The following is an 18,402-nucleotide window of genomic DNA, read 5'->3' on the forward strand; positions in this document are numbered from 1 at the left end:
GTCAAGTTGTCTGTACAGCTCGGAGCCTCCTGACGGTCATCGGCCGGTCATCGGACACCACGGCCGCGTCCACTTCGGTCTCGTACACATAACGGGTCCGGTCCGAACCGCGCGGCCGGCCCCCGTACCGAACACTCGCGGTCCGTCAGCAAGGAGCCCCACCCCCATGAGTCCGAAGCCCGAACTGTCGCGCCGCAGCGTCCTCGGCGGCGCGGCGGCGGCCGCGGTGCTGTCCGCCCTCCCCATCAGCGTCCAGCAGGCCCTCGCCGCACCGGCCCGGCCCGGACGGCTGGCGGACATCCAGCACGTCGTGGTGTTCATGCAGGAGAACCGCGCCTTCGACCACTACTTCGGCACCCTGGCGGGCGTGCGCGGCTTCGGCGACCGCACCGCCGTACGCGGCGTCGACGGCCGCTCGGTGTTCCACCAGCCCGACCCCGGCCGCAAGGAGGGCTACCTGCTGCCCTTCGCGATGAACGCCGCCCACACCAGCGCCTACCAGCAGGGCGCGCCGTCCTTCGGCTACGGCGACTCGATGAGCGCCTGGAACGACGGGCGCGCCGACGGCTCCGTCACCCGCCGCTCCTCCGGCTGGCTCGGCCAGGGCTACTACGAGCCCGCCGACATGCCCTTCTACCACGCCCTCGCCTCGGTGTTCACGGTCTGCGACGCCTACTACTCCTCGACGCAGTGCAACACCAACACCAACCGCGACCACGCGATGACCGGCACCAGCGGCGGCACCGTGCGGGACACCCCGGTGACCGACAACACCGAGATCCCCGGCGGCTACGAGTGGACCACCTACGCCGAGCGCCTGGAGAAGGCCGGCGTCAGCTGGAGGACCTACCAGGCCCTCGACAACTTCGACGACAACGCCCTCGCCTGGTTCACCCCCTTCGTCAAGGCCAAGCCCGGCGAGCCGCTGTACGAGCGCGGCATGCGCGCCGTCGGCGACCCGGCCAAGGCGAAGGACCCGTTCGCCATGGGCGACGCCCTCGTCGAGGCCTTCACCGCCGACGTCCAGGCCGACCGCCTCCCGCAGGTCTCCTGGATCGTCGCCCCCGCCGCCCTGTCCGAGCACGCCAACTACGCGCCGCCGAACGGCGAACACCTCACCGCCCGGCTGCTCTCCGCGCTCGCCGCCAAGCCCGAGGTGTTCCAGAAGACCGTCTTCATCCTCAACTACGACGAGCACGGCGGCTTCTTCGACCACCAGCTGCCGCCCGTCCCGCCGCTGGCCGACGGCCGCGGCAAGTCCAACGTCCCGGTCGACGGCGAGGTCGTCGTCCGCGTCGCCAAGGGCGGCTCCACCTACCACCGGGTGGTGGGCCAGGACGGGAAGTACCGGGTCAAGGCCGCCGACGGCACCCTCGGCTGGTCCGCCACCCTCCCCGCCGGCGAGACCCTGGTCTCCGGCCCCTACCCGATGGGCCTGGGCGTCCGGGTGCCGATGGTCGTCGTCTCCCCGTGGACCCGCGGCGGCGTCGTCGACTCCACCGTCTACGACCACACCTCCGTCCTGCGCTTCCTGGAACAGCGCTTCGGCGTGCAGGAACCCAACATCAGCCCCTGGCGGCGCGCCGTCTGCGGCGACCTCACCAACGTCTTCGACTTCTCCGGCCGCAACCCCGCCTGGCCGCAGCTGCCCGACACCAGCGGCAACCGCCGGAAGGTCGACGACACCGGCAAGCTCCCCGCCCCCACCGTGCCCAGCCCGCAGACCTTCCCCCTGCAGCAGCGCGGCACCCGCTCCTCCCGCCCCGCCCCCTACAACCTGCTGGTCAAGCCCCGCCTCAAGGGCGACGAACTCACCCTCGACTTCGTCAACCAGGGCCGCCAGGGCGCCGTCTTCGCCGTCTACCCCGCCCCCGGCGAGGCCCCCAAGCACTACACCGTCGCCGCCAGGAGCCGCCTGTCCGACGTCTGGAAGGTCGGCCCGGCCGGCTACGACCTGCGCGTCCACGGCCCCGACGGCGCCCTGTGGCACCTGCGCGGCGACACCGCCTCCGGCTACGAGGTCTCGCTCTCCGAGGAGGGCGGCGGCAAGGTCCTGGAGGTCGACGTCATCAACCGCTCGCGCACCGCCCAGACCTTCCTCGTCGGCGACCTCGCCTACGGCGACGGCCTGCGCGAGGTCCGGGTCGCGGCCGGCGACGACCGCACCGTCAACCTCAAGGTCGGCCCCGAGGGCTGGTACGACGTCGCCGTCGCCGTCCAGGGCGACCTCGCCTTCCGCCGCCGCATCGCCGGCCGCTTCCCCTGGGACGACCGCACCGTCACCGACCCCGCCCTCGGCCTGGCCGACCCCCTCACCGTCGACCTCGCCCTCGGCGCCGCCTCCACCACCATCGACGAACCCGTCCTGCTGCCCGGCCGCCCCGCCACCGTCACCGCCACCCTCACCGCCACCACCGCCCTCACCCGCCTGGAGACCCAGCCGCTGCTCCCGCCCGGCTGGACGGCCACCACCGTCACCGCCGCACCCGACAAGCTCGCCGCCGGCGCCACCGCCACCGCCGTCTGGCAGGTCACCCCGCCCGCCCAACTGCCCGCCGGCGCCACCCACCGCCTGCTGGTCACCGCCCGCGCCCAGGCCGACGGCCGCCTCGCCCTCGCCGACGGCGAACTCGCCGCCCGCCCCGCCCCGGCGATGACCGGCCACCTCCTCGACGAGGACTTCGAATCCCTCGCCGGCGCCCTCAAGCCGGAGTCCGGCCTGCTCGGCTGGACCGCCCAGGCCCCCAAGGGCTGGACGGTGGTCAACGCCCCCGCCATGCCCCAGGGCACCGTCCGCCTCCAGGGCTGGACCTTCCACACCAAGCGCGAATGGGCCGCCCTCGGCGCCCAGGACCGCGGCAACTTCACCCGCGCCCTGGGCGTCGTCGCCGTCGCCGACCCCGACGACTGGGACGACACCGGCTCGCCCTCCCGCAAGGGCGTCTTCGACTCCACCCTGGTCTCGCCCGCCGTCGCCATCCCGGCCGGCACCGACACCCTCCACCTCGCCTTCGACTCCCACTACCGCCAGGAGGCCCCGCAGAAGGCCTCCGTCACCGCCGTCTTCGACAACGGCACCGAGACCCGCCTGCTCGCCTACAGCTCCGACGCCACCGGCAACGACAACGCCGGCAAGGACGTCCAGAACACCCGGATCACCCGCAGCCTCGCCGTCCCCGCCGGAGCCCGCTCGGTGACCCTCAGGTTCCGCATGTACGACGCCGGCAACAACTGGTACTGGGCCGTCGACCACATCCGCCTCGACACCCGCCCCGTCACCGACTGACCCCGCCGGCCCCTCCAGCCCTACCGGGCCCGCCCGAGCCACCGCGCCCGGGCGGGCCCGACCCGTACCGGCGGCCCCGCGTGCCAGGTAGAACTACTGCCACGACCCCAGGGGAGGAAACCGAAGGTGACCGACACGACGACCCCGGCCGGCCGGGCCGCCCGACTCCACGACCGCTACCCGAGCCTCGACGAACTCACCGCCACCGCCCACCAGTTGGCCGCCCACCGGCCCGACCGCTGCCAGGTGCGCACCGTCGGCACCTCCCGCGCCGGACGCCCCCTGACCCTGCTGACCGTCGGCCCCGCCCCGCACGGAACCGGCCGCGCCCCGCACAACCTCCTCGTCGTCGCCGGCGCCCACGCCGACGAGTTCGCCGCCCGCGCCGCCGTCGACGACCTCGCCCACCACGCCCTCACGGCCCAACACCCGTACCTCGCCTGGCACTTCCTGCTCTGCCTCGACCCCGACGGCGCCCACCTCGCCGACGGCAGCCGCCACGCCCGCACCCTGCCCGACTACTTCGACCACTACTACCGCCCCGCCGCCGAGGAACAGCCCGAATGGGCCCCCGCCGCCGGCGCCGACCTCCCCGAGAGCCGCACCCTCCTCGACCTCATCGACGAACTGCGCCCCACCCTCCAGTTCTCCCTCCACAGCACCGACGTCGGCGGCACCTTCCTCCAGGCCACCAGCGACCCCGCCGCCCTCGCCCACCCCTTCGCCCGCTCCGCCGCCCACCACGGCATCCCCGTCGAGACCGGCAACTTCGACACCTTCCGCCTGCACGAATCCGGCCCCGGCGTCTACCTCATGACCCCCCACCACATCGACCGGCAGGAGACCACCACCGGCGTCCTCACCCCCCACCACGGCGCCGACGAAGCCCGGGCCGGCACCTGGTTCGCCCCCCAGCGCCACGGCGGCCAGACCGTCCTCGTTGAAGTCCCCGCCTTCACCAGCGCCCACCTCGGCGACAGCCGCCCCGCCACCGGCGTCCGCCTGTACCTGCGCACCTGCGCCGACCGCCTGCGCCACCGCGGCACACTCCTCACCGCACTCCTCGACGCCGCCCTGCCCTACGTGCGAAACCCCGACACCCCCCTGCTGCGCGCCGCCCGCACCCCGCTCACCGCCCTGCGTCAACTCGCCGACGCATGGGACCCGGACGGCCACGGACAGGAGCTCCTGCAGACCCCGATCACCCGCGCCCGCCTCACCGGCATCGACCTGTGGGCCCACCGCGTCCCGGTCCGCGCCGCCGCCCTGCTGCGCCGCGCCGTCCGCGTCGCCGGCGCCCCCGCCGCACCCCAGGCCGCCCGCCTCGACCACCTCCTGCGCGACTGGTGCGCCCAGTACCAGCGGACCTTCCAGCCCGTCTGGCTCCCCGTCGCCCGCCAGGCCGCCCACCAGGCCGCCACCGTCCGCGCCGCCGTCGCCCTGCGCCACCCGGCGAGTTAGGCGTTGGTGCCCTCGGTGTCGATGTGCGGCAGCACCCGGTCCAGGAACCGCGGCGTCCACCAGGCCGCCGAGCCCAGCAGCGTCATCACCGCCGGCACCAGCAGCAGCCGCACCACCGTCGCGTCCACCAGCACGCTCACCGCCAGGCCCAGCCCCATCATCTTGATGACCACGTTGTCGCTGACGACGAACGCCGCGAACACGCTCACCATGATCAGCGCCGCGCAGGTGATCACCCGCGCGGTGATCTCCAGCGCGTGCGCCACCGCGTCCCGGCTGTGCCCGGTGCGCAGCCAGGCCTCGTGCACCCGGGAGAGCAGGAAGATCTCGTAGTCCATGCTCAGCCCGAAGACGATCGCGAACATCATCATCGGCACGTAGCTCTCGATCGGGACCTTCCCCGCCACCCCCAGCGCCGGCCCGCCCCAGCCCCACTGGAACACCGCCACCACCACCCCGTACGAGGCCGCGATCGACAGCAGGTTGAGCACCGCCGCCTTGACCGCGACCAGCACGCCGCGGAAGACCAGCAGGATGATCAGGAAGGCCAGCCCGACCACCACCGCGATGATCGGCACCAGCCGGCTCGACACGATGTCCAGGAAGTCGACCTGCGCCGCGGTGTTGCCGGTCACGTACGTCCGCGCGCCGCTGCCGGCCACCGCGCCGGGCAGCACCGTGTCCGCCAGCCGGTTCACCAGGTCGGTGGTCGCCCGGTCCTGCGGGGCGCCCGCCGGGACGACGGTGGCGAACAGCACCGCCCCGTCCGGGCTGGTCTGAAGAGGGGTGCTGCTCGCGGCGCCGGGCAGGCCGGTGAGCGCCCGCTGCACCGAGGCCTGCACCCCCGCCCGCGCGTCGGCGGGCACCGCGCCCTGGTCGACCACCACCGTCAGCGGCGCGTTCGAACCCGGCCCGAAGGCCTGCGACATCAGGTCGTAGGCCCGCCGGTCGGTGAAGTCCGTGGAGTCCGCGCCGTCGCCGATGTGGCCCAGCTGGATGGAGAACAGCGGGACGGACAGCACCGCCAGCACCACCACCCCGGCCACCAGGTACCACCACGGCCGCGCCTCCACCCGCCGGGCGTAGCGGTGCCACGCCCCGCCCCGCCCGTCCCCGCCCTGCCCGTCCCCGCCCGCCTCGGCGACCGGACGGCGCACCGCGAACCGGTCCATCCGGCGCCCGATCAGCCCCATCAGCGCCGGCAGCAGGGTCAGCGCCCCCAGCACCGCCGACACCACCGTGACAGCCGCCGCCGCCCCCAGCTTGGCGATGAAGGAGATCCCCGACACCGACAGCCCGGACAGCGCGATGACCACCGTGCAGCCGGAGACCAGCACCGCCCGCCCACTGGTGGCCACCGCCTGCCCGGCCGAGGCCACCGGATCCACCCCGTCCATCAGGTTCTGCCGGTGACGGGTCAGCAGGAACAGCGCGTAGTCGATCCCCACCCCGATGCCGATCATCGTCGCCAGCGTCGGCGCCACGGTCGCGAACGTCGACAGCGCCGCCACCAGCCCCAGCACCCCCAGCCCGACCACCACCGCGACCAGCGCCGTCAGCAGCGGCAGCCCCGCCGCGATCGCACTGCCGAACCCCACCAGCAGCACCACCACCGCCACCGCGAAACCGATCACCTCACTGGACCGGTCGTCCGCCGCCGGCCGGGCCAGCTCGCCCAGCGGCCCCCCGTACTCCACCTGCACCCCGGCCGCCCGCAGCGGCGCCACCGCCGCGTCCACCCCCGGCAGGTAGTCCTTGCCCAGCAGCGTCGGATTGGTGTCGAACCGCACGGTCAGGTACCCGGTCAGCCCGTCGGCGGACAGCGGCCCGCCCGGCACCGGGCCCTGCCCCGGCGGCGGCAGCGGACTCTGCACCGACAGCACGTGCGGCAGCTGCTGCAGCGCCGCCACCGCCTCGGCGATCTGCGGCTGGAAGCCCGTCAGCTGCGCCGCGTCGTGCAGCACCACCTGGGAACTGGTGCCCGCCGCGGCCGGCTCGTGCGCCTGCAACACGCTCCGGCCCTGCTGCGCCTGGGTGCCGGGCAGCGAGAAGTCGTCCGAGTAGGAGCCGCCGACGGCCCGGTTGGCGGCCTGGACGCCGGCCAGGGCGACGAGCCACAGCAGGACGACGGTCAGCCAGTGGCGCGCGCACCACTCGCCCAGGCGGCGCAGCGCCGAGCGCCGGGCCGGTGGCGCGGCGGCCGAGGGGGCGGGGCGGGCGGACGGCGGCATGGAAGGCTCCCGGGTCTCCTGCACGGCGGTGCGCCGATTCGGCGCAGTGTCCCCGACGGCCCGCGGCCCGCCACGGGTACCGGCGGGTAGTCGCCCCTACGGCCCCGGGGGCCCGGGGCCGACGGCCCGACGGTCCCGCGACCTGCGGCCCCAACCCGAAACCCCCGACGGCGTCGGCCCGTGGGACCGCGCCGCCGGGCGTAGGGGCGGCCGGCCCCTGGTCAGGGCCGGGCGGCGGCCCCGCCGAGCCCCGGGGCCGGCACGGGCGCGGCGGCGCCGACCAGGACGACGAGTTCGTGGCCGCCCGGGTTGGTCTGCAGGGGTAGGGTGCGCCAGTTGTTGGCGAGCCAGACGTTGCCGGACGGGTCGATCCGCAGGCCGGTGTTGCGCTCCAGCCCGTCGCTCGGGTAGCCGGTGTCGGGCGGGGACAGCGGCTGGCCGGTGGTGAAGCCGGGCGGGCAGGCGGTGAGGTCGACGCCGCACAGCCGGGCGACGCGGTGGCCGCCGAAGTTGGCGATCCAGACGGTGTCCTCGCCGTCGACGGCGACGCCCCAGGGCAGGAACAGGCCGCCGCCGGTGAAGGGTTCGGGGGCCGGGGTGCCGTCGGAGCGGATCAGGGTGACGGAGGCGCCCGGGCGCGGGCCCGTGTCGCCCGCGACGGCGGCGTCCGCGAGGTCCCCGGGGGTGGTGTCGCCGCAGGGCACCGGCAGGATGCCGCTGTTGGCGACCCAGGCGTTGCCCCGGCTGTCGGTGGCGATGCCGAGCGGGCGGCGCAGCCCGCCGCCGGTCACCGCCCGCTCCAGGGTGCCGTCGGGGCCCAGGACCTGCACGCTGTCGCTGCCGTTGCCGCTGACCCACAGCCGCCCCGCCGGGTCGACGGCGGCGCCGAAGGGCTTGTGCAGCGCGGGGGTGGGGACCTCCCGGGCGCGGGTGGCGTCGCCGTCGGGGACGCGGGTCACGCTGTCCGCGCCGCAGCCGGCCGCCCACACGGTGCCGGAGCGGTCGGCGGCCAGGCCCTGGGGCTGGACGATGCCGTCGGCGCGCCAGCCCTCGGGCGGGGAGAGCGGGGTGCCGTCCGGGGCGAACTGCGAGAGGCTGCGCTCCAGCGGGGCCGGGTCGATCGGGCAACCCCGGCCCTGGAAGCCGAAGTTGGCGACCCAGGCGGAGCCCCGGGCGTCGACGGTGACGCCGAACCCGGCGCCGTACAGGCCGCCGCCCCGGTAGGGGGCGCCGGGGGCGTCCCGGCCGTCCGGGGTGAACTTCAGGACGGTGTCGCCGCCGCAGACCGGCACGGTGGGGTCGGCGCCGTAGCGGTAGTTGTTGCTGACCCAGGCGTTGCCGTCGGCGTCGAAGGCGATGTTGCCGGGGCCGTCGAGCTCGTGGCCGTTGCCGTCGTAGCGCAGGGCCACGGTCCAGGCCTCGGGGGCGGCGGGCAGGGCGGGCCGGTAGCGGGGGGCGGTGGCGGCGAGGGCGAACAGCTCGGCGGCGTTGTGGCCCGGGTCGTGGGCGATGTCCACGGCGGCCCGCAGGGTGTCGCGGGGCCGCTCCCGGCCGGGGCGCCGGGCCAGGTCCAGCAGCCGGTCGCAGGAGTCGCCGCTGACGCCGTCGACGCAGGCGGCGAGCAGGTTGGCGAGGGTGTTGAACTCGGCCAGGGTCGAGGTGAGCGCGCCGTTGGGCGGGGCGGCGAGCGGGGCGGCGATGCCTCCGGTGCCGGTGTCGGCCAGATTGTGGGCGACGGCGGCGGCGTTGCGCAGCCCGGGGTCGGGGCCGGCCACGCCGTCCGGGCCGGTGAAGCGGGCCAGGGCGTAGGCGACGGCCACGGTGGTGCGCTCGTTGACGACGAGTTCGGGCGGCGCCCCGGCCCCGCTCAGGACGGCGGCGAGCACCGCCGGCCCGCCGGCGCCGCGCGCGCCCCCGGGCCCGGGCAGGCCGGCCAGCACGTACAGCACGGCGCGCGGGTCCTCGGGGCGGCGGTAGTCCAGGACGAAGCGCCCGTCCCGCGCGCTGCGGGTGCGGGCCAGCACCCGGGGCGCGGCGCCCGCGCCGTCCCCGGCCTGGTAGAGCGTCACCTCGGCGCCGCCCAGCGGGGTGTCGCCGCTGCGCACCACCCCGCACTGGCCGGTGGGGGCGGCGGCCGTGGCGTGGGAGGGTCCGGCGGCGAGCTGGGCCAGGAGGGCGGCGGTCAGCAGGACGCCGCGGCGTCGGCGCATGGGGGCTCCGTTTCGGCGGTAGGGGGACGAACGGCGGTTCGTCCCCCTACCTGCCACACCGGCCGGCCGCCCGGGCGCATCCGGCGGCGGGACGCGGCGGAAATTGCCCGGTACGGGCGAGCCGGCGCGGGGCCCGTCCCCGGCTCAGCCGCGCCGGCCGGCCGCCGGGGCGGAGGGGACGGCGGCGGGGGCGGCGAAGCGGGGCAGGACCTCCTCGGCGAGCTCCTGGAGCAGCTCGTCGACGGGGCGGTCGTTGGGGCGCAGGTTGAAGGAGACGTGGGCGACGCCGAGTTCGGCCATCAGCTCCAGGTGCTCGATCAGGGCGGTGCGTCCGGTGCTGAGGCCGAGCCGGATGGGGCGTGGCGCGGCGGCCGGGTCCTCGGCGAGGGTGAGGACCATCGGCGTCAGGTAGGGCTTGTCGCCGGCGAGGTCGCGCCACTGGCGCAGCCGCGTGCGCAGCGCGTCCGGGTCGCGGGGGTAGTTGAGGGAGGCGTCGGCGTGCTCGGCGATCCACTCGGGGCTCTGCTGGGCGCCGCCGGCGACGGCGATCGGGATGCCCCCGGGGTGGACGGGCCGGGGCAGGACCTCCAGCTGCTGCTCGGCGCCGAGGCCCGCGGCGGGCAGTTCCAGCGGGCCGGGGCGCCAGGCGGCGCGCAGCGTCTCGACGCCGGTGCGGAAGGCGGCGCCACGGCCGTGGAAGTCGCGGTCGAACAGCGGGTACTCGACGGGGCGGTCGCCGCTGGCCAGGCCGAGCAGCAGGCGCCCGCCGGAGAGCACGTCGACGGTGGCGGCGGCCTTGGCGACGAGCAGCGGCTCGCGCAGCGGCAGGACGACCGCGCCGGTGGCGAGGACCGCGTCGCGGGTGAGGGCGGCGAGGTGGCCGAGGTGGGTGAAGGTCTCGAAGACGCTGCCGGCGTCGCCGAACCGGACGGGGTCGTAGAGCGGGACGTCGCGCACCCACAGGGCGGCGAAGCCGAGGCGGTCGGCGAGGGCGGCGAGGCGGGCGTGCCCGGCGAGGTCGGGGACGCCGAAGGGGCGGCCGGCCGCGCGGTCGGCCCGGCCGCGGTCCTGGCCCCAGTCGTTGTCCAGGGGCAGTTCCAGGCCGATGGTCAGCCGGCCGTTGGCGGGGGCCAGTCGGGCGAGTGCGGGGTGGGACGGGGCCATGGCGGGTCCTTCACAAAAGATCCCGCCCCGGGCGGCGGTGCGACCGCCCGGGACGGGAGAGTGGGGCGGGGTCAGCTCGCGTTGAACTGGTCCGGGTGCGGGCCGGTGCGCAGGTCGCGGTCGCCGGCGGCGATCGCGGCCATGTCCTGCTCGGTCAGCTCGAAGTCGAAGACGTCGAGGTTCTGCCGGATGCGGGCCGGGGTGACCGACTTGGGGATGACGATGTTGCCGAGCTGCAGGTGCCAGCGCAGGACGACCTGGGCGGGGGACTTGCCGGTGCGGGCGGCGATCGCGGTGATCGCCGGGTCGTCCAGGACGGCGCCCTGGGCGAGCGGGCTCCAGGCCTCGGTGGCGATGCCGTGCTCGGCGTGGAAGGCGCGCAGCTCGGCCTGCTGGAGGCCGGGGTGCAGCTCGACCTGGTTGACGGCGGGCACCAGCGCGCTGGTGTCCAGCAGGCGCTGGAGGTGGGCGGGCTGGAAGTTGGACACGCCGGCGGCGCGGATGCGGCCCTCCTCGACGAGGCGCTCCAGGGCGCGCCAGGTGTCGAGGTAGAGGTCGCGGGCCGGGGTGGGCCAGTGGATGAGGTAGAGGTCGACGTGGTCCAGGCCGAGCTTGGCGAGGCTGGCGTCGAAGGCGCGCAGGGTGGCGTCGTAGCCCTGGTCGGCGTTCCACAGCTTGGTGGTGACGAACAGGTCCTCGCGGGCCACGCCGGAGGCGGCCAGGGCGCGGCCGACGCCGGTCTCGTTGCCGTAGATGGCGGCGGTGTCGATGCTGCGGTAGCCGGCCTCCAGGGCGGCGGCGACGGCGGCGGTGGTCTGGTCGTCGGGGACCTGGAAGACGCCGAAGCCGAGCTGGGGGATCTCGACGCCGTTGTTCAGCTTCACGGTGGGGACGGTGGGGGTGGTCATGTGCTGTCTCCTTCAGGCGGTGCGGTCGGTGAGGGTGTAGTGGACGGTCTGGGCGCTGATGAGGCCGTCGCGGAAGACGAAGGTGTCGACGCCGTCGGCGACCTCGTGCTCGGCGGTGCGGGCGCTCCAGCGCAGGAGCAGGACCTCGCCGGCGAAGCTCGGGGTGAGCTGCCAGTCGGCGTCCGGCAGGTCGGCCAGCAGGCGGCCGATGGCCTGGCGGACGCCGGCCCGGCCGTGGAAGGTCCCGGCCGGGGTGATGGCGACGGCGTCCTCGGTGTAGTTGCCGCTGACCAGGTCGAGGTCGCCGGTGCCCAGGCGTTCGCCGTGGTCGGCGAAGACCTCCCGGGGGCTGCGGGCGGCGGTGCTCACCGGGCGAGCCGGGCGAGCCGGTCGAGGGCGGCGGTGGCGAAGGAGTGGTCCTGCGCGGGGGCGCCGCCGCCGACGCCGAGGGCGCCGACCAGCCGGCCGTCGCGGTGGACGGGGATGCCGCCGGCGATGAACAGCAGCGGGCGGTCCAGCGCGGTGGGCAGGGTGTGGAACGGCCCGTCGGGCTTGACCAGGTCGACCAGGTCGGCGGTGGGGGCGTTCAGCTGGAGGGCGGTGTAGGCCTTGCGGGTGCTGGTCTCGCCGGAGATCAGCACGGCGCGGTCGTCGCGGCGGAAGGCGAGCAGGTGGCCGCCGGCGTCCAGGACGGTGACGCTGACCGGCACGCCCGCGGCCTCGGCGGCGCTGCGGGCCGCGTCGACCAGGAGCTCGGCGTCGGCGGTGGTCAGCGGGGCGACTGCGGTGGTGGTGCTCATGGTGGTGCTTCTCCCGGGGTGGGGTGGGTTCCGGTCGGGGCGGTGGCCGGTGGTGTGCCGGTGGTGTCGATGGTCAGTGCTGCAGGGCCGCGTGGCGGGGAGCCGCGCTCGTGGTGGCGGTCTCCCGGGTGCGGTCGCGGCGCTCCAGGGCGGCGGACCAGAAGGCCAGCAGCAGGGCGGCCGCGGCGAGGACGGCGCCGACCCAGTTCGGGGCGGTGTAGCCGAGGCCGGCGCTGATCACCATGCCGCCGAGCCAGGCGGCCAGCGCGTTGCCGAGGTTGAAGGCGCCGATGTTGACGGCGGAGGCCAGGGTGGGGGCGCCGTGGGCCTGGTCCAGGACCCGCTTCTGCAGCGGGGGGACGGTGGCGAAGCCGAGGGCGCCGACCAGCAGGACGGTGACGGCGGCGGCGACCTTGTTGTGGGCGGTGAGGGTGAACAGGGCGAGCACCACGGCGAGGCCGCCGAGGGTGGTGTAGAGCATCGGCATCAGCTTGCGGTCGGCGTAGCGCCCGCCGAGCAGGTTGCCGAGGAACATGCCGACGCCGAACAGGACCAGCAGCCAGGTGACGGAGCCGTCGGCGTAGCCGGCGACGTTGGTCATCATCGGGGCGATGTAGGTGATCGCGGCGAAGACCCCGCCGAAGCCGAGCACGGTCATCGCCATGGCGAGCAGCACCTGGGGGTTGCGGAAGGCGGTCAGCTCGCGGCGCAGGTGGGCGCCCTCGGCGCGGGGCATGGCGGGCACGAGCTTGGCGATGCCGAGCAGGCCGACCACGCCGAGCGCGGCGACGCCGGCGAAGGTGGTGCGCCAGCCGACGGCCTGGCCGATGTAGGTGCCCAGCGGGACGCCGACGATGTTGGCGACGGTCAGCCCGGTGAACATGGTGGCGATGGCGCCGGCCTTCTTCTGCGGGGCGACGAGGTCGGCGGCGACGACGGAGCCGATGCCGAAGAAGGCGCCGTGGGCGAGGGAGGTCACGATGCGCCCGGCGAGCATCACGGGGAAGGACGGGGCGAACGCGGAGAGGAGGTTGCCGGCCACGAACAGGCCCATCAGCAGCATGAGCATGGTCTTGCGGCTGATCCTGGTGCCGAGGACGGTCATCAGCGGCGCGCCGATGACGACGCCGAGGGCGTAGCCGGTGACCAGCAGGCCCGCGTTGGGGATGGAGACGCCGTAGTCGCCGGCGATCTGGGGCAGGAGTCCCATGATCACGAACTCGGTGGTCCCGATCCCGAATGCGCCGATGGCCAGGGCGATGAGAGCGAGAGGCATGGGCCCGAACCCTTCTGTGATTGCTTGAGCTAGCGCCTTGCGTGCCCTAACAATAGTTGCAGACGCGCGATAAGTGCAAACGCGGATAGGTGGCACGCGCCATGGGGTCGGGGTCGGGGGGCCGGAAACGCGGCCGGGCCCGGGGGAGTGGCGGCGCGGGGCCGGCCGGGGTCAGCGGGTGGGCGCGGCGGCGTCCACGGCCTCGACCGCCTGGACCAGCGAGGCCAGCGCGGGGGTGCGGGCGGCCTCGTCGAGCGCCTCGCGCAGCGCGGCGTCGTTGGTCGGCCGGGCCTGCTCCAGGAGCCTCAGGCCGTCCTCGCTCACGTTGGTGTAGATGCCGCGGCGGTCGGTCGGACACAGGTAGCGCGACAGCAGCCCGCGGTCCTCCAGTCGGGTGACCAGGCGGGTGGTGGCGCTCTGGCTGAGCACGACCGCGTCGGCGACCTGCTTCATCTGCAGGTGCCCGCCCTCGTCGTCGTGCTGGCGGCTGAGCACGTCGAGCAGCGAGTACTCGCGCACGCTCAGGTCGTGCTTCGCCTGCAGGGCGCGTTCGATGTGGGACTCGATCCTGCCGTGCAGGAGGGACAGGGCGCCCCAGCCGTTGGCGAGCGCGGTGAGCGCGGGGTCCGTGGCGGTCATGGGCCCCTCCTTCCGGGTATGGCTGGGTCCAGGATAAGCCATGAACAGAAATATCGGCCAGAGCTTGTATAGCGCTTGTGCAAATAATCTCCCGTGCGATTCGGGCGCGGGTGGGGCCGCGGGATGCCGGTCGGAGCCCAGTCATCACGCGGCTTTGGCGCAAATGGTTCAGACCATTGACGCGGAGGGAAGGCAGATCCTACGGTGTCGGGCAACCGGTCTGGCGCGGGCATGCCATGTCTCGGGCAGACCGCCGTGCGCACCCCCACGCGCACGCGCACGCCCCGCGCCGGGCGCACACTCCATCCACCCCCACGGAGGAGCACCATGCGCAAGCGCCACCTGATCGCCGCCGCCGCGGCCGCGATCGCCCTGCCGATCGCGGCGGCCCTGCCGGCCCAGTCGCACGGCTTCATCAACCTGCCGCCGAGCCGCTCCGCGCTCTGCGGGGCCAACGCCGTCCCGTGGGACTGCGGCGACATCCAGTGGGAGCCGCAGAGTGTCGAGGGCCCCAAGGGCTTCCCGACCCGCGGCCCGGCGGACGGCACCATCTGCGCCGGCGCGGACGCCCGCTGGGCCCCGCTGGACAACCCCCGGGGCGGCAGCTGGCCCACCACCAAGGTGACGGCGGGCCAGCAGCTCACCTTCACCTGGGAGATCGAGGCCCGGCACTCCACCAGCAGCTTCAGGTACTTCCTGACCAAGCCCGGCTACGACGCCAGCCAGCCGATCACCCGGGCCTCCCTGGACCTGACCCCGTTCCTGACCGTCCCCTACAACGGCCGCCAGCCCGCCGCCACCACCACCCACACCGCGACCCTGCCCACCGGCCGCACCGGCCACCAGGTGGTCGTCGCCGTCTGGGACGTCGCCGACACCGGCAACGCCTTCTACTCCTGCACCGACGTCCAGTTCTGACCGCTCCCCGCCCGTCCCGACGGCCCCGGCCGTCGCGTGCCCGCCCCCGTGCTGAAGGCCCCTCCCCGTCCGTGCTCGCGCGCCGCAGAAGCCGCAAATAGGTACATTGGCGACATTTGGCAGCAGTGCCAAGGCTCCGCGCGTCCACGCAAGAAGGCCGACCGCCTTCGGAAAGGGTCTCCATGCGCCCCGACCTCAGCCCCGCCGTCCTCGCCGAGCTGCGCCGGCCGCGGCCCTACCCGGCGGTGTCGATCCTGATGCCCACCCACCGCCGCGAGCCGGACAACACCCAGGACCCGGTCCGGCTGCGCAACCTGCTGGCCGAGGCGAAGGAACGCGTCCAGGCCGACCCGGAGGTCTCCCGCGCCGACCGGATCGACGTGCTGGAGCAGCTCGACCGGGCCCTGACGGAGGTCGACCTGGTGCACGCCGAGGACGGCCTGGCGGTCTTCGCCGCGCCCGGCGAGCACCAGGTCTGGTCACTCGGGCGCACCGCCCCCGCCCGGGTGGTCCTGTCCGACACCTTCCTCACCCGCAACCTGGTCGCCTCGCACGCCGCCGAGCGCCCGCACTGGGTGCTCGCGGTGGCCGCCGACAAGGTGGTGCTGTGGGGCGGCACCGAGGAGCGGGTCACCGAGGACAAGGGGCACGGCTTCCCGCTGACGCGCGTCTTCGACAACCCCGACCCCGAGCGGCAGGAGCAGATCGGCGACACCCCCAGCACCTTCCGCGACGAGGCGACCAAGACCTTCCTGCGCCAGGCCGACACCGAGGTCGGCAGGCTGCTGGCCGCCGCCCCCCGCCCGCTGTACGTGGTCGGCGAGGCCGCCGCGCTCGCCCTGCTGGACGCCGTCGGCCCGATCGCCAAGGAGGCCGCCGCCCAGCTGCCGCACGGCGGCCTGGCCCAGGCCGACGCCGAGACCGTCCGCAAGGTGGTCGAGCCCGCCGTGCGCGCCCACGCCGACCAGGAGGTCGCCGAGCACCTCGCCCAGCTCGACAAGGCCCGCGGCGCCCAGCAGTTCGCGGCCGGACTGGACGAGGTCTGGCAGGCCGTCGGCCAGGGCCGGATCGCCCGCCTGGTGGTCGAGGAGAACTTCCGCGCCACCGTGCGCGACGACGGCGAGCACCTCGTGCCCGCCGAGGCCGGCGAGAGCGGGGCCCGCGAGGACATCGTCGACGAGGTGATCGAGCGCGCCCTGGACACCGGCGGAAAGGTCGGCTTCGTCCCCGACGACACCCTCGCCGACGCCGGCCGGATCGCCGCCGTCCTGCGCTACTGACCCGCCCCCGAAGCGCCCCGCCACCGCAGCCGCCCGTCCGGTCACCACCCCGACGGGCGGCTGCGGCGCACCCGGCCCGCCGCGCGTCCGCCACGCTCGTACGGAAACGAACCGGCCAACCGGCGCACGGAATCCGCCATCTTCGCGCACCGCACGTGCAACGGCCACGAACGGTTCCCGGAATCGTGGCGCCCGGTTCGGCAATCGCCCCTAACCTGCGGCGCATGACACAGAGTCACCGCCCCCGCTCGGCCCGCCGCACCGGCCTGCTCGCCGCCGCCGTCGCCGCCTCGCTCGGCCTCGCCGCCGTCGCCCTGAACGTCCCCAGCGCCGTCTCCGCCGAAGCCGCCCCCGCGGCCGCCGCGGCCGGCGCCGCCCCGGCCCCCGGCGAGGTCGTCCTCGACGAGCACTTCTCCGGCCCCGCCCTGCCGGCCGGCTTCACCGCCGTCGAGGGCGACTGGAAGGTCGAGGGCGGCCGCCTGGTCGGCACCTCCGCCAACTCCGGGCAGCAGAGCCGGATCACCTTCGGCCGCCACCTGGACGACTTCCGCATCGAGGCCACCGCCCGCTTCGAGAGCGTCCAGGACAGCGCCCGCTGGACCGCCCTCGGCCTGGACGTCCCCGCGTCCGGCGTCACCCCCTGGTCGATCGCCACCATGCGCACCGGCACCACCGCCGCCAACGGCCTGGAATTCGCCCAGCGCACCCCCGCCAACGTCTGGAACGTCACCAACACCGCCGCGGCCCCCACCGCAGCCGGTACCGGCCGCGACGTGCGCATCGCCGTCGAGGTCCACGGCACCACCGCCCTCTGGATATTCGACGGCAAGGAGGCCCTGCGCACCACCCTGGTCGCCCGCAGCGCCGACGGCGGCCAGGCCCTGGTGGTCAACGGCTCCACGGTCTCCTTCGACGACCTCAAGGTCACCGCGCTCGCCCCCGGCGGCTGGCTGCGCCCGGCCGGCGCGCCGCTGACCGTCTTCGCCCACCGCGGCGCCTCCTCCGCCGCCCCCGAGAACACCCTGCTCTCCGACGAGATCGCCCGCCGCGGCGGCGCCGAGTGGATCGAGAACGACGTCCAGCCCAGCAAGGACGGCGTCCCCTACGTCCTGCACGACGACACCGTCGACCGCACCACCAACGGCAAGGGCCGCGTCCGCGACCTGACCGCCGCCCAGATCGACTCCCTGGACGCCGGCTCCTGGTTCGGCCCCGCCTACGCCGGCGCCCGCGTCCCCACCCTGGCCGCCCAGCTGGAGGACCTGCGCACCCGCGGCGGCAGCCTGCTGCTGGAGATCAAGGGCCAGCACAGCCGCGACGAGGTCGCCCGGATCGTCAAGGAGGTGCGCGACCACGGCATGACCGGCCGGGTCTTCGTCCAGAGCTTCGAGGTCGACGCCCTGCGCTACACCCGCGAGCTGGCCCCCGAGCTGCCGCTCGGCCTGCTGCGCGGCGACTTCGACGCCGACCCGGTGGCGGTCGCCAGGGACCTCGGCCTGTCCGCCTACAACCCGTCCGACGCCGGCCTCGCCGCGCGCCCGAACGTGGTGAAGGACCTGCACGCGGCCGGCGTCGCGGTCAACGTCTGGACGGTCGACTCGGCCGCCCGCTGGAAGGCCCTGGACGCCGCCGGCGTCGACGGCGTCATCACCAACCGCCCGGCGGAGCTCGCCGGTTGGAACAGCGCCTGGCTCCAGGGCGGCACCCCCGTCCGGCCCGCCGCGCCCACCGTGGCGATCACCTCCCCGGCCGCCGGCGCCACCCTGGACCGCGCCGCGCGGCCGGTGACCGCCGTCCAGTCCACCGGCGCCGACACCGTCCGCCTCACCCTGGACGGCAAGGAGCTGGCGCCCGGCACCGCCCTGGACACCACCGCCCTCCCGCTCGGCGGGCACACCCTGCGCGCCGAGGCCACCGGCCCCGGCGGCCGCGCCGAGACCACCACCGGGTTCACCGTCGCCGCCACCCCCACCGGCCTGGCCTCCCTGGTGCTCACCTCCGGCGCCGACCCCAACGCCGTCGCCACCCTGACCACGATGCTCGGCCAGGGCCAGTACCGGCCGCTCGCCGCCTGGGCCGAGGACCAGGCCGGCCGCGGCGTCGTCGCCGACCGGGCCGGCCTGATCGCCGCCGACGCCCGCGCCCTGGACAGCGCCCCGCGCGGCTGACCGGCGCCCCGGCCCCGTACCGCCCCGGCCCCGCAGCGCCCCCGTCGGCGGTGCGGGGCCG

Annotated in this window: 13 protein-coding genes; 5 read left to right on the top strand and 8 right to left on the bottom strand. The window is 75.3% G+C overall.

Going from position 1 to position 18,402, the window contains the following annotated elements; genetic code table 11:
- Positions 1-166: 166 nt before the first annotated feature.
- Together ACLWS4_RS18665 and ACLWS4_RS18670 are read left to right on the top strand one after the other, a co-directional pair.
- Positions 167-3,286 carry a phosphocholine-specific phospholipase C gene (locus tag ACLWS4_RS18665; RefSeq protein WP_416874660.1) on the top strand — a complete coding sequence of 1,040 codons (3,120 nt, stop codon included), beginning with the start codon at positions 167-169 and terminating at the stop codon, positions 3,284-3,286.
- 126 nt (positions 3,287-3,412) lie between these two features.
- Entirely contained in the window at positions 3,413-4,747 is a 1,335-nt protein-coding gene (locus tag ACLWS4_RS18670) for a M14 family zinc carboxypeptidase (protein ID WP_416874661.1), read from the top strand.
- On the opposite strand, the gene ACLWS4_RS18675 is transcribed toward ACLWS4_RS18670, so the two are convergent.
- From ACLWS4_RS18675 to ACLWS4_RS18710, 8 genes are all read right to left on the bottom strand, one after another.
- Positions 4,744-6,978, bottom strand: coding sequence for an MMPL family transporter (locus ACLWS4_RS18675; protein ID WP_416874662.1), 2,235 nt, complete (start codon positions 6,976-6,978; stop codon positions 4,744-4,746). The two genes, ACLWS4_RS18670 and ACLWS4_RS18675, sit on opposite strands and share 4 nt — an antisense overlap.
- 221 nt (positions 6,979-7,199) lie before the next feature.
- On the bottom strand, positions 7,200-9,188 hold the full coding sequence (locus ACLWS4_RS18680) for a hypothetical protein (RefSeq protein WP_416874663.1): 1,989 nt from the start codon (positions 9,186-9,188) through the stop codon (positions 7,200-7,202).
- Between the two features lie 144 nt (positions 9,189-9,332).
- Positions 9,333-10,352 carry a TIGR03571 family LLM class oxidoreductase gene (locus tag ACLWS4_RS18685; protein WP_416874664.1) on the bottom strand — a complete coding sequence of 340 codons (1,020 nt, stop codon included), beginning with the start codon at positions 10,350-10,352 and terminating at the stop codon, positions 9,333-9,335.
- 71 nt (positions 10,353-10,423) lie between these two features.
- Positions 10,424-11,260 carry an aldo/keto reductase gene (locus tag ACLWS4_RS18690; protein WP_416874665.1) on the bottom strand — a complete coding sequence of 279 codons (837 nt, stop codon included), beginning with the start codon at positions 11,258-11,260 and terminating at the stop codon, positions 10,424-10,426.
- Positions 11,261-11,272: 12 nt separating this feature from the next.
- Entirely contained in the window at positions 11,273-11,629 is a 357-nt protein-coding gene (locus ACLWS4_RS18695; RefSeq protein ID WP_380740273.1) for a nuclear transport factor 2 family protein, read from the bottom strand.
- On the bottom strand, positions 11,626-12,060 hold the full coding sequence (locus ACLWS4_RS18700) for a GlcG/HbpS family heme-binding protein (RefSeq protein WP_416874666.1): 435 nt from the start codon (positions 12,058-12,060) through the stop codon (positions 11,626-11,628). The genes ACLWS4_RS18695 and ACLWS4_RS18700 overlap by 4 nt, the downstream gene beginning before the upstream one ends.
- Positions 12,061-12,133: 73 nt before the next feature.
- Complete coding sequence (locus ACLWS4_RS18705) at positions 12,134-13,336, bottom strand: MFS transporter (protein WP_416874667.1); 1,203 nt, start codon at positions 13,334-13,336, stop codon at positions 12,134-12,136.
- Between the two features lie 171 nt (positions 13,337-13,507).
- Complete coding sequence (locus tag ACLWS4_RS18710; protein ID WP_049659084.1) at positions 13,508-13,975, bottom strand: MarR family winged helix-turn-helix transcriptional regulator; 468 nt, start codon at positions 13,973-13,975, stop codon at positions 13,508-13,510.
- A gap of 327 nt (positions 13,976-14,302) precedes the next feature.
- Between ACLWS4_RS18710 and ACLWS4_RS18715 the strand changes: the two genes are divergently transcribed.
- The 3 genes from ACLWS4_RS18715 (at position 14,303) to ACLWS4_RS18725 (ending at position 18,341) form a co-directional block, all read left to right on the top strand.
- On the top strand, positions 14,303-14,893 hold the full coding sequence (locus tag ACLWS4_RS18715; protein WP_049659083.1) for a lytic polysaccharide monooxygenase: 591 nt from the start codon (positions 14,303-14,305) through the stop codon (positions 14,891-14,893).
- A 182-nt stretch (positions 14,894-15,075) separates the two neighbouring features.
- Positions 15,076-16,173, top strand: a complete 1,098-nt coding sequence (locus tag ACLWS4_RS18720; protein WP_049659082.1) for a hypothetical protein — start codon at positions 15,076-15,078, stop codon at positions 16,171-16,173.
- Positions 16,174-16,397: 224 nt separating this feature from the next.
- A complete protein-coding gene (locus tag ACLWS4_RS18725) occupies positions 16,398-18,341 on the top strand; it encodes a glycerophosphodiester phosphodiesterase (protein WP_416874668.1) in 1,944 nt (647 codons plus the stop codon).
- Positions 18,342-18,402: the final 61 nt, after the last annotated feature.

The sequence above is a fragment of the Kitasatospora sp. SC0581 genome, from assembly GCF_048159585.1.
GTDB lineage: Bacteria > Actinomycetota > Actinomycetes > Streptomycetales > Streptomycetaceae > Kitasatospora.

What these genes read in the sequence shown, in the direction of transcription:
- ACLWS4_RS18665 (WP_416874660.1), top strand. Translation starts at nt 167, where the DNA reads ATGAGTCCGAAGCCCGAACTGTCGCGCCGCAGCGTCCTCGGCGGCGCG.
- ACLWS4_RS18675 (WP_416874662.1), bottom strand. Translation starts at nt 6,978, where the DNA reads ATGCCGCCGTCCGCCCGCCCCGCCCCCTCGGCCGCCGCGCCACCGGCC.
- ACLWS4_RS18680 (WP_416874663.1), bottom strand. Translation starts at nt 9,188, where the DNA reads ATGCGCCGACGCCGCGGCGTCCTGCTGACCGCCGCCCTCCTGGCCCAG.
- ACLWS4_RS18685 (WP_416874664.1), bottom strand. Translation starts at nt 10,352, where the DNA reads ATGGCCCCGTCCCACCCCGCACTCGCCCGACTGGCCCCCGCCAACGGC.
- ACLWS4_RS18690 (WP_416874665.1), bottom strand. Translation starts at nt 11,260, where the DNA reads ATGACCACCCCCACCGTCCCCACCGTGAAGCTGAACAACGGCGTCGAG.
- ACLWS4_RS18700 (WP_416874666.1), bottom strand. Translation starts at nt 12,060, where the DNA reads ATGAGCACCACCACCGCAGTCGCCCCGCTGACCACCGCCGACGCCGAG.
- ACLWS4_RS18705 (WP_416874667.1), bottom strand. Translation starts at nt 13,336, where the DNA reads ATGCCTCTCGCTCTCATCGCCCTGGCCATCGGCGCATTCGGGATCGGG.
- ACLWS4_RS18710 (WP_049659084.1), bottom strand. Translation starts at nt 13,975, where the DNA reads ATGACCGCCACGGACCCCGCGCTCACCGCGCTCGCCAACGGCTGGGGC.
- ACLWS4_RS18715 (WP_049659083.1), top strand. Translation starts at nt 14,303, where the DNA reads ATGCGCAAGCGCCACCTGATCGCCGCCGCCGCGGCCGCGATCGCCCTG.
- ACLWS4_RS18720 (WP_049659082.1), top strand. Translation starts at nt 15,076, where the DNA reads ATGCGCCCCGACCTCAGCCCCGCCGTCCTCGCCGAGCTGCGCCGGCCG.
- ACLWS4_RS18725 (WP_416874668.1), top strand. Translation starts at nt 16,398, where the DNA reads ATGACACAGAGTCACCGCCCCCGCTCGGCCCGCCGCACCGGCCTGCTC.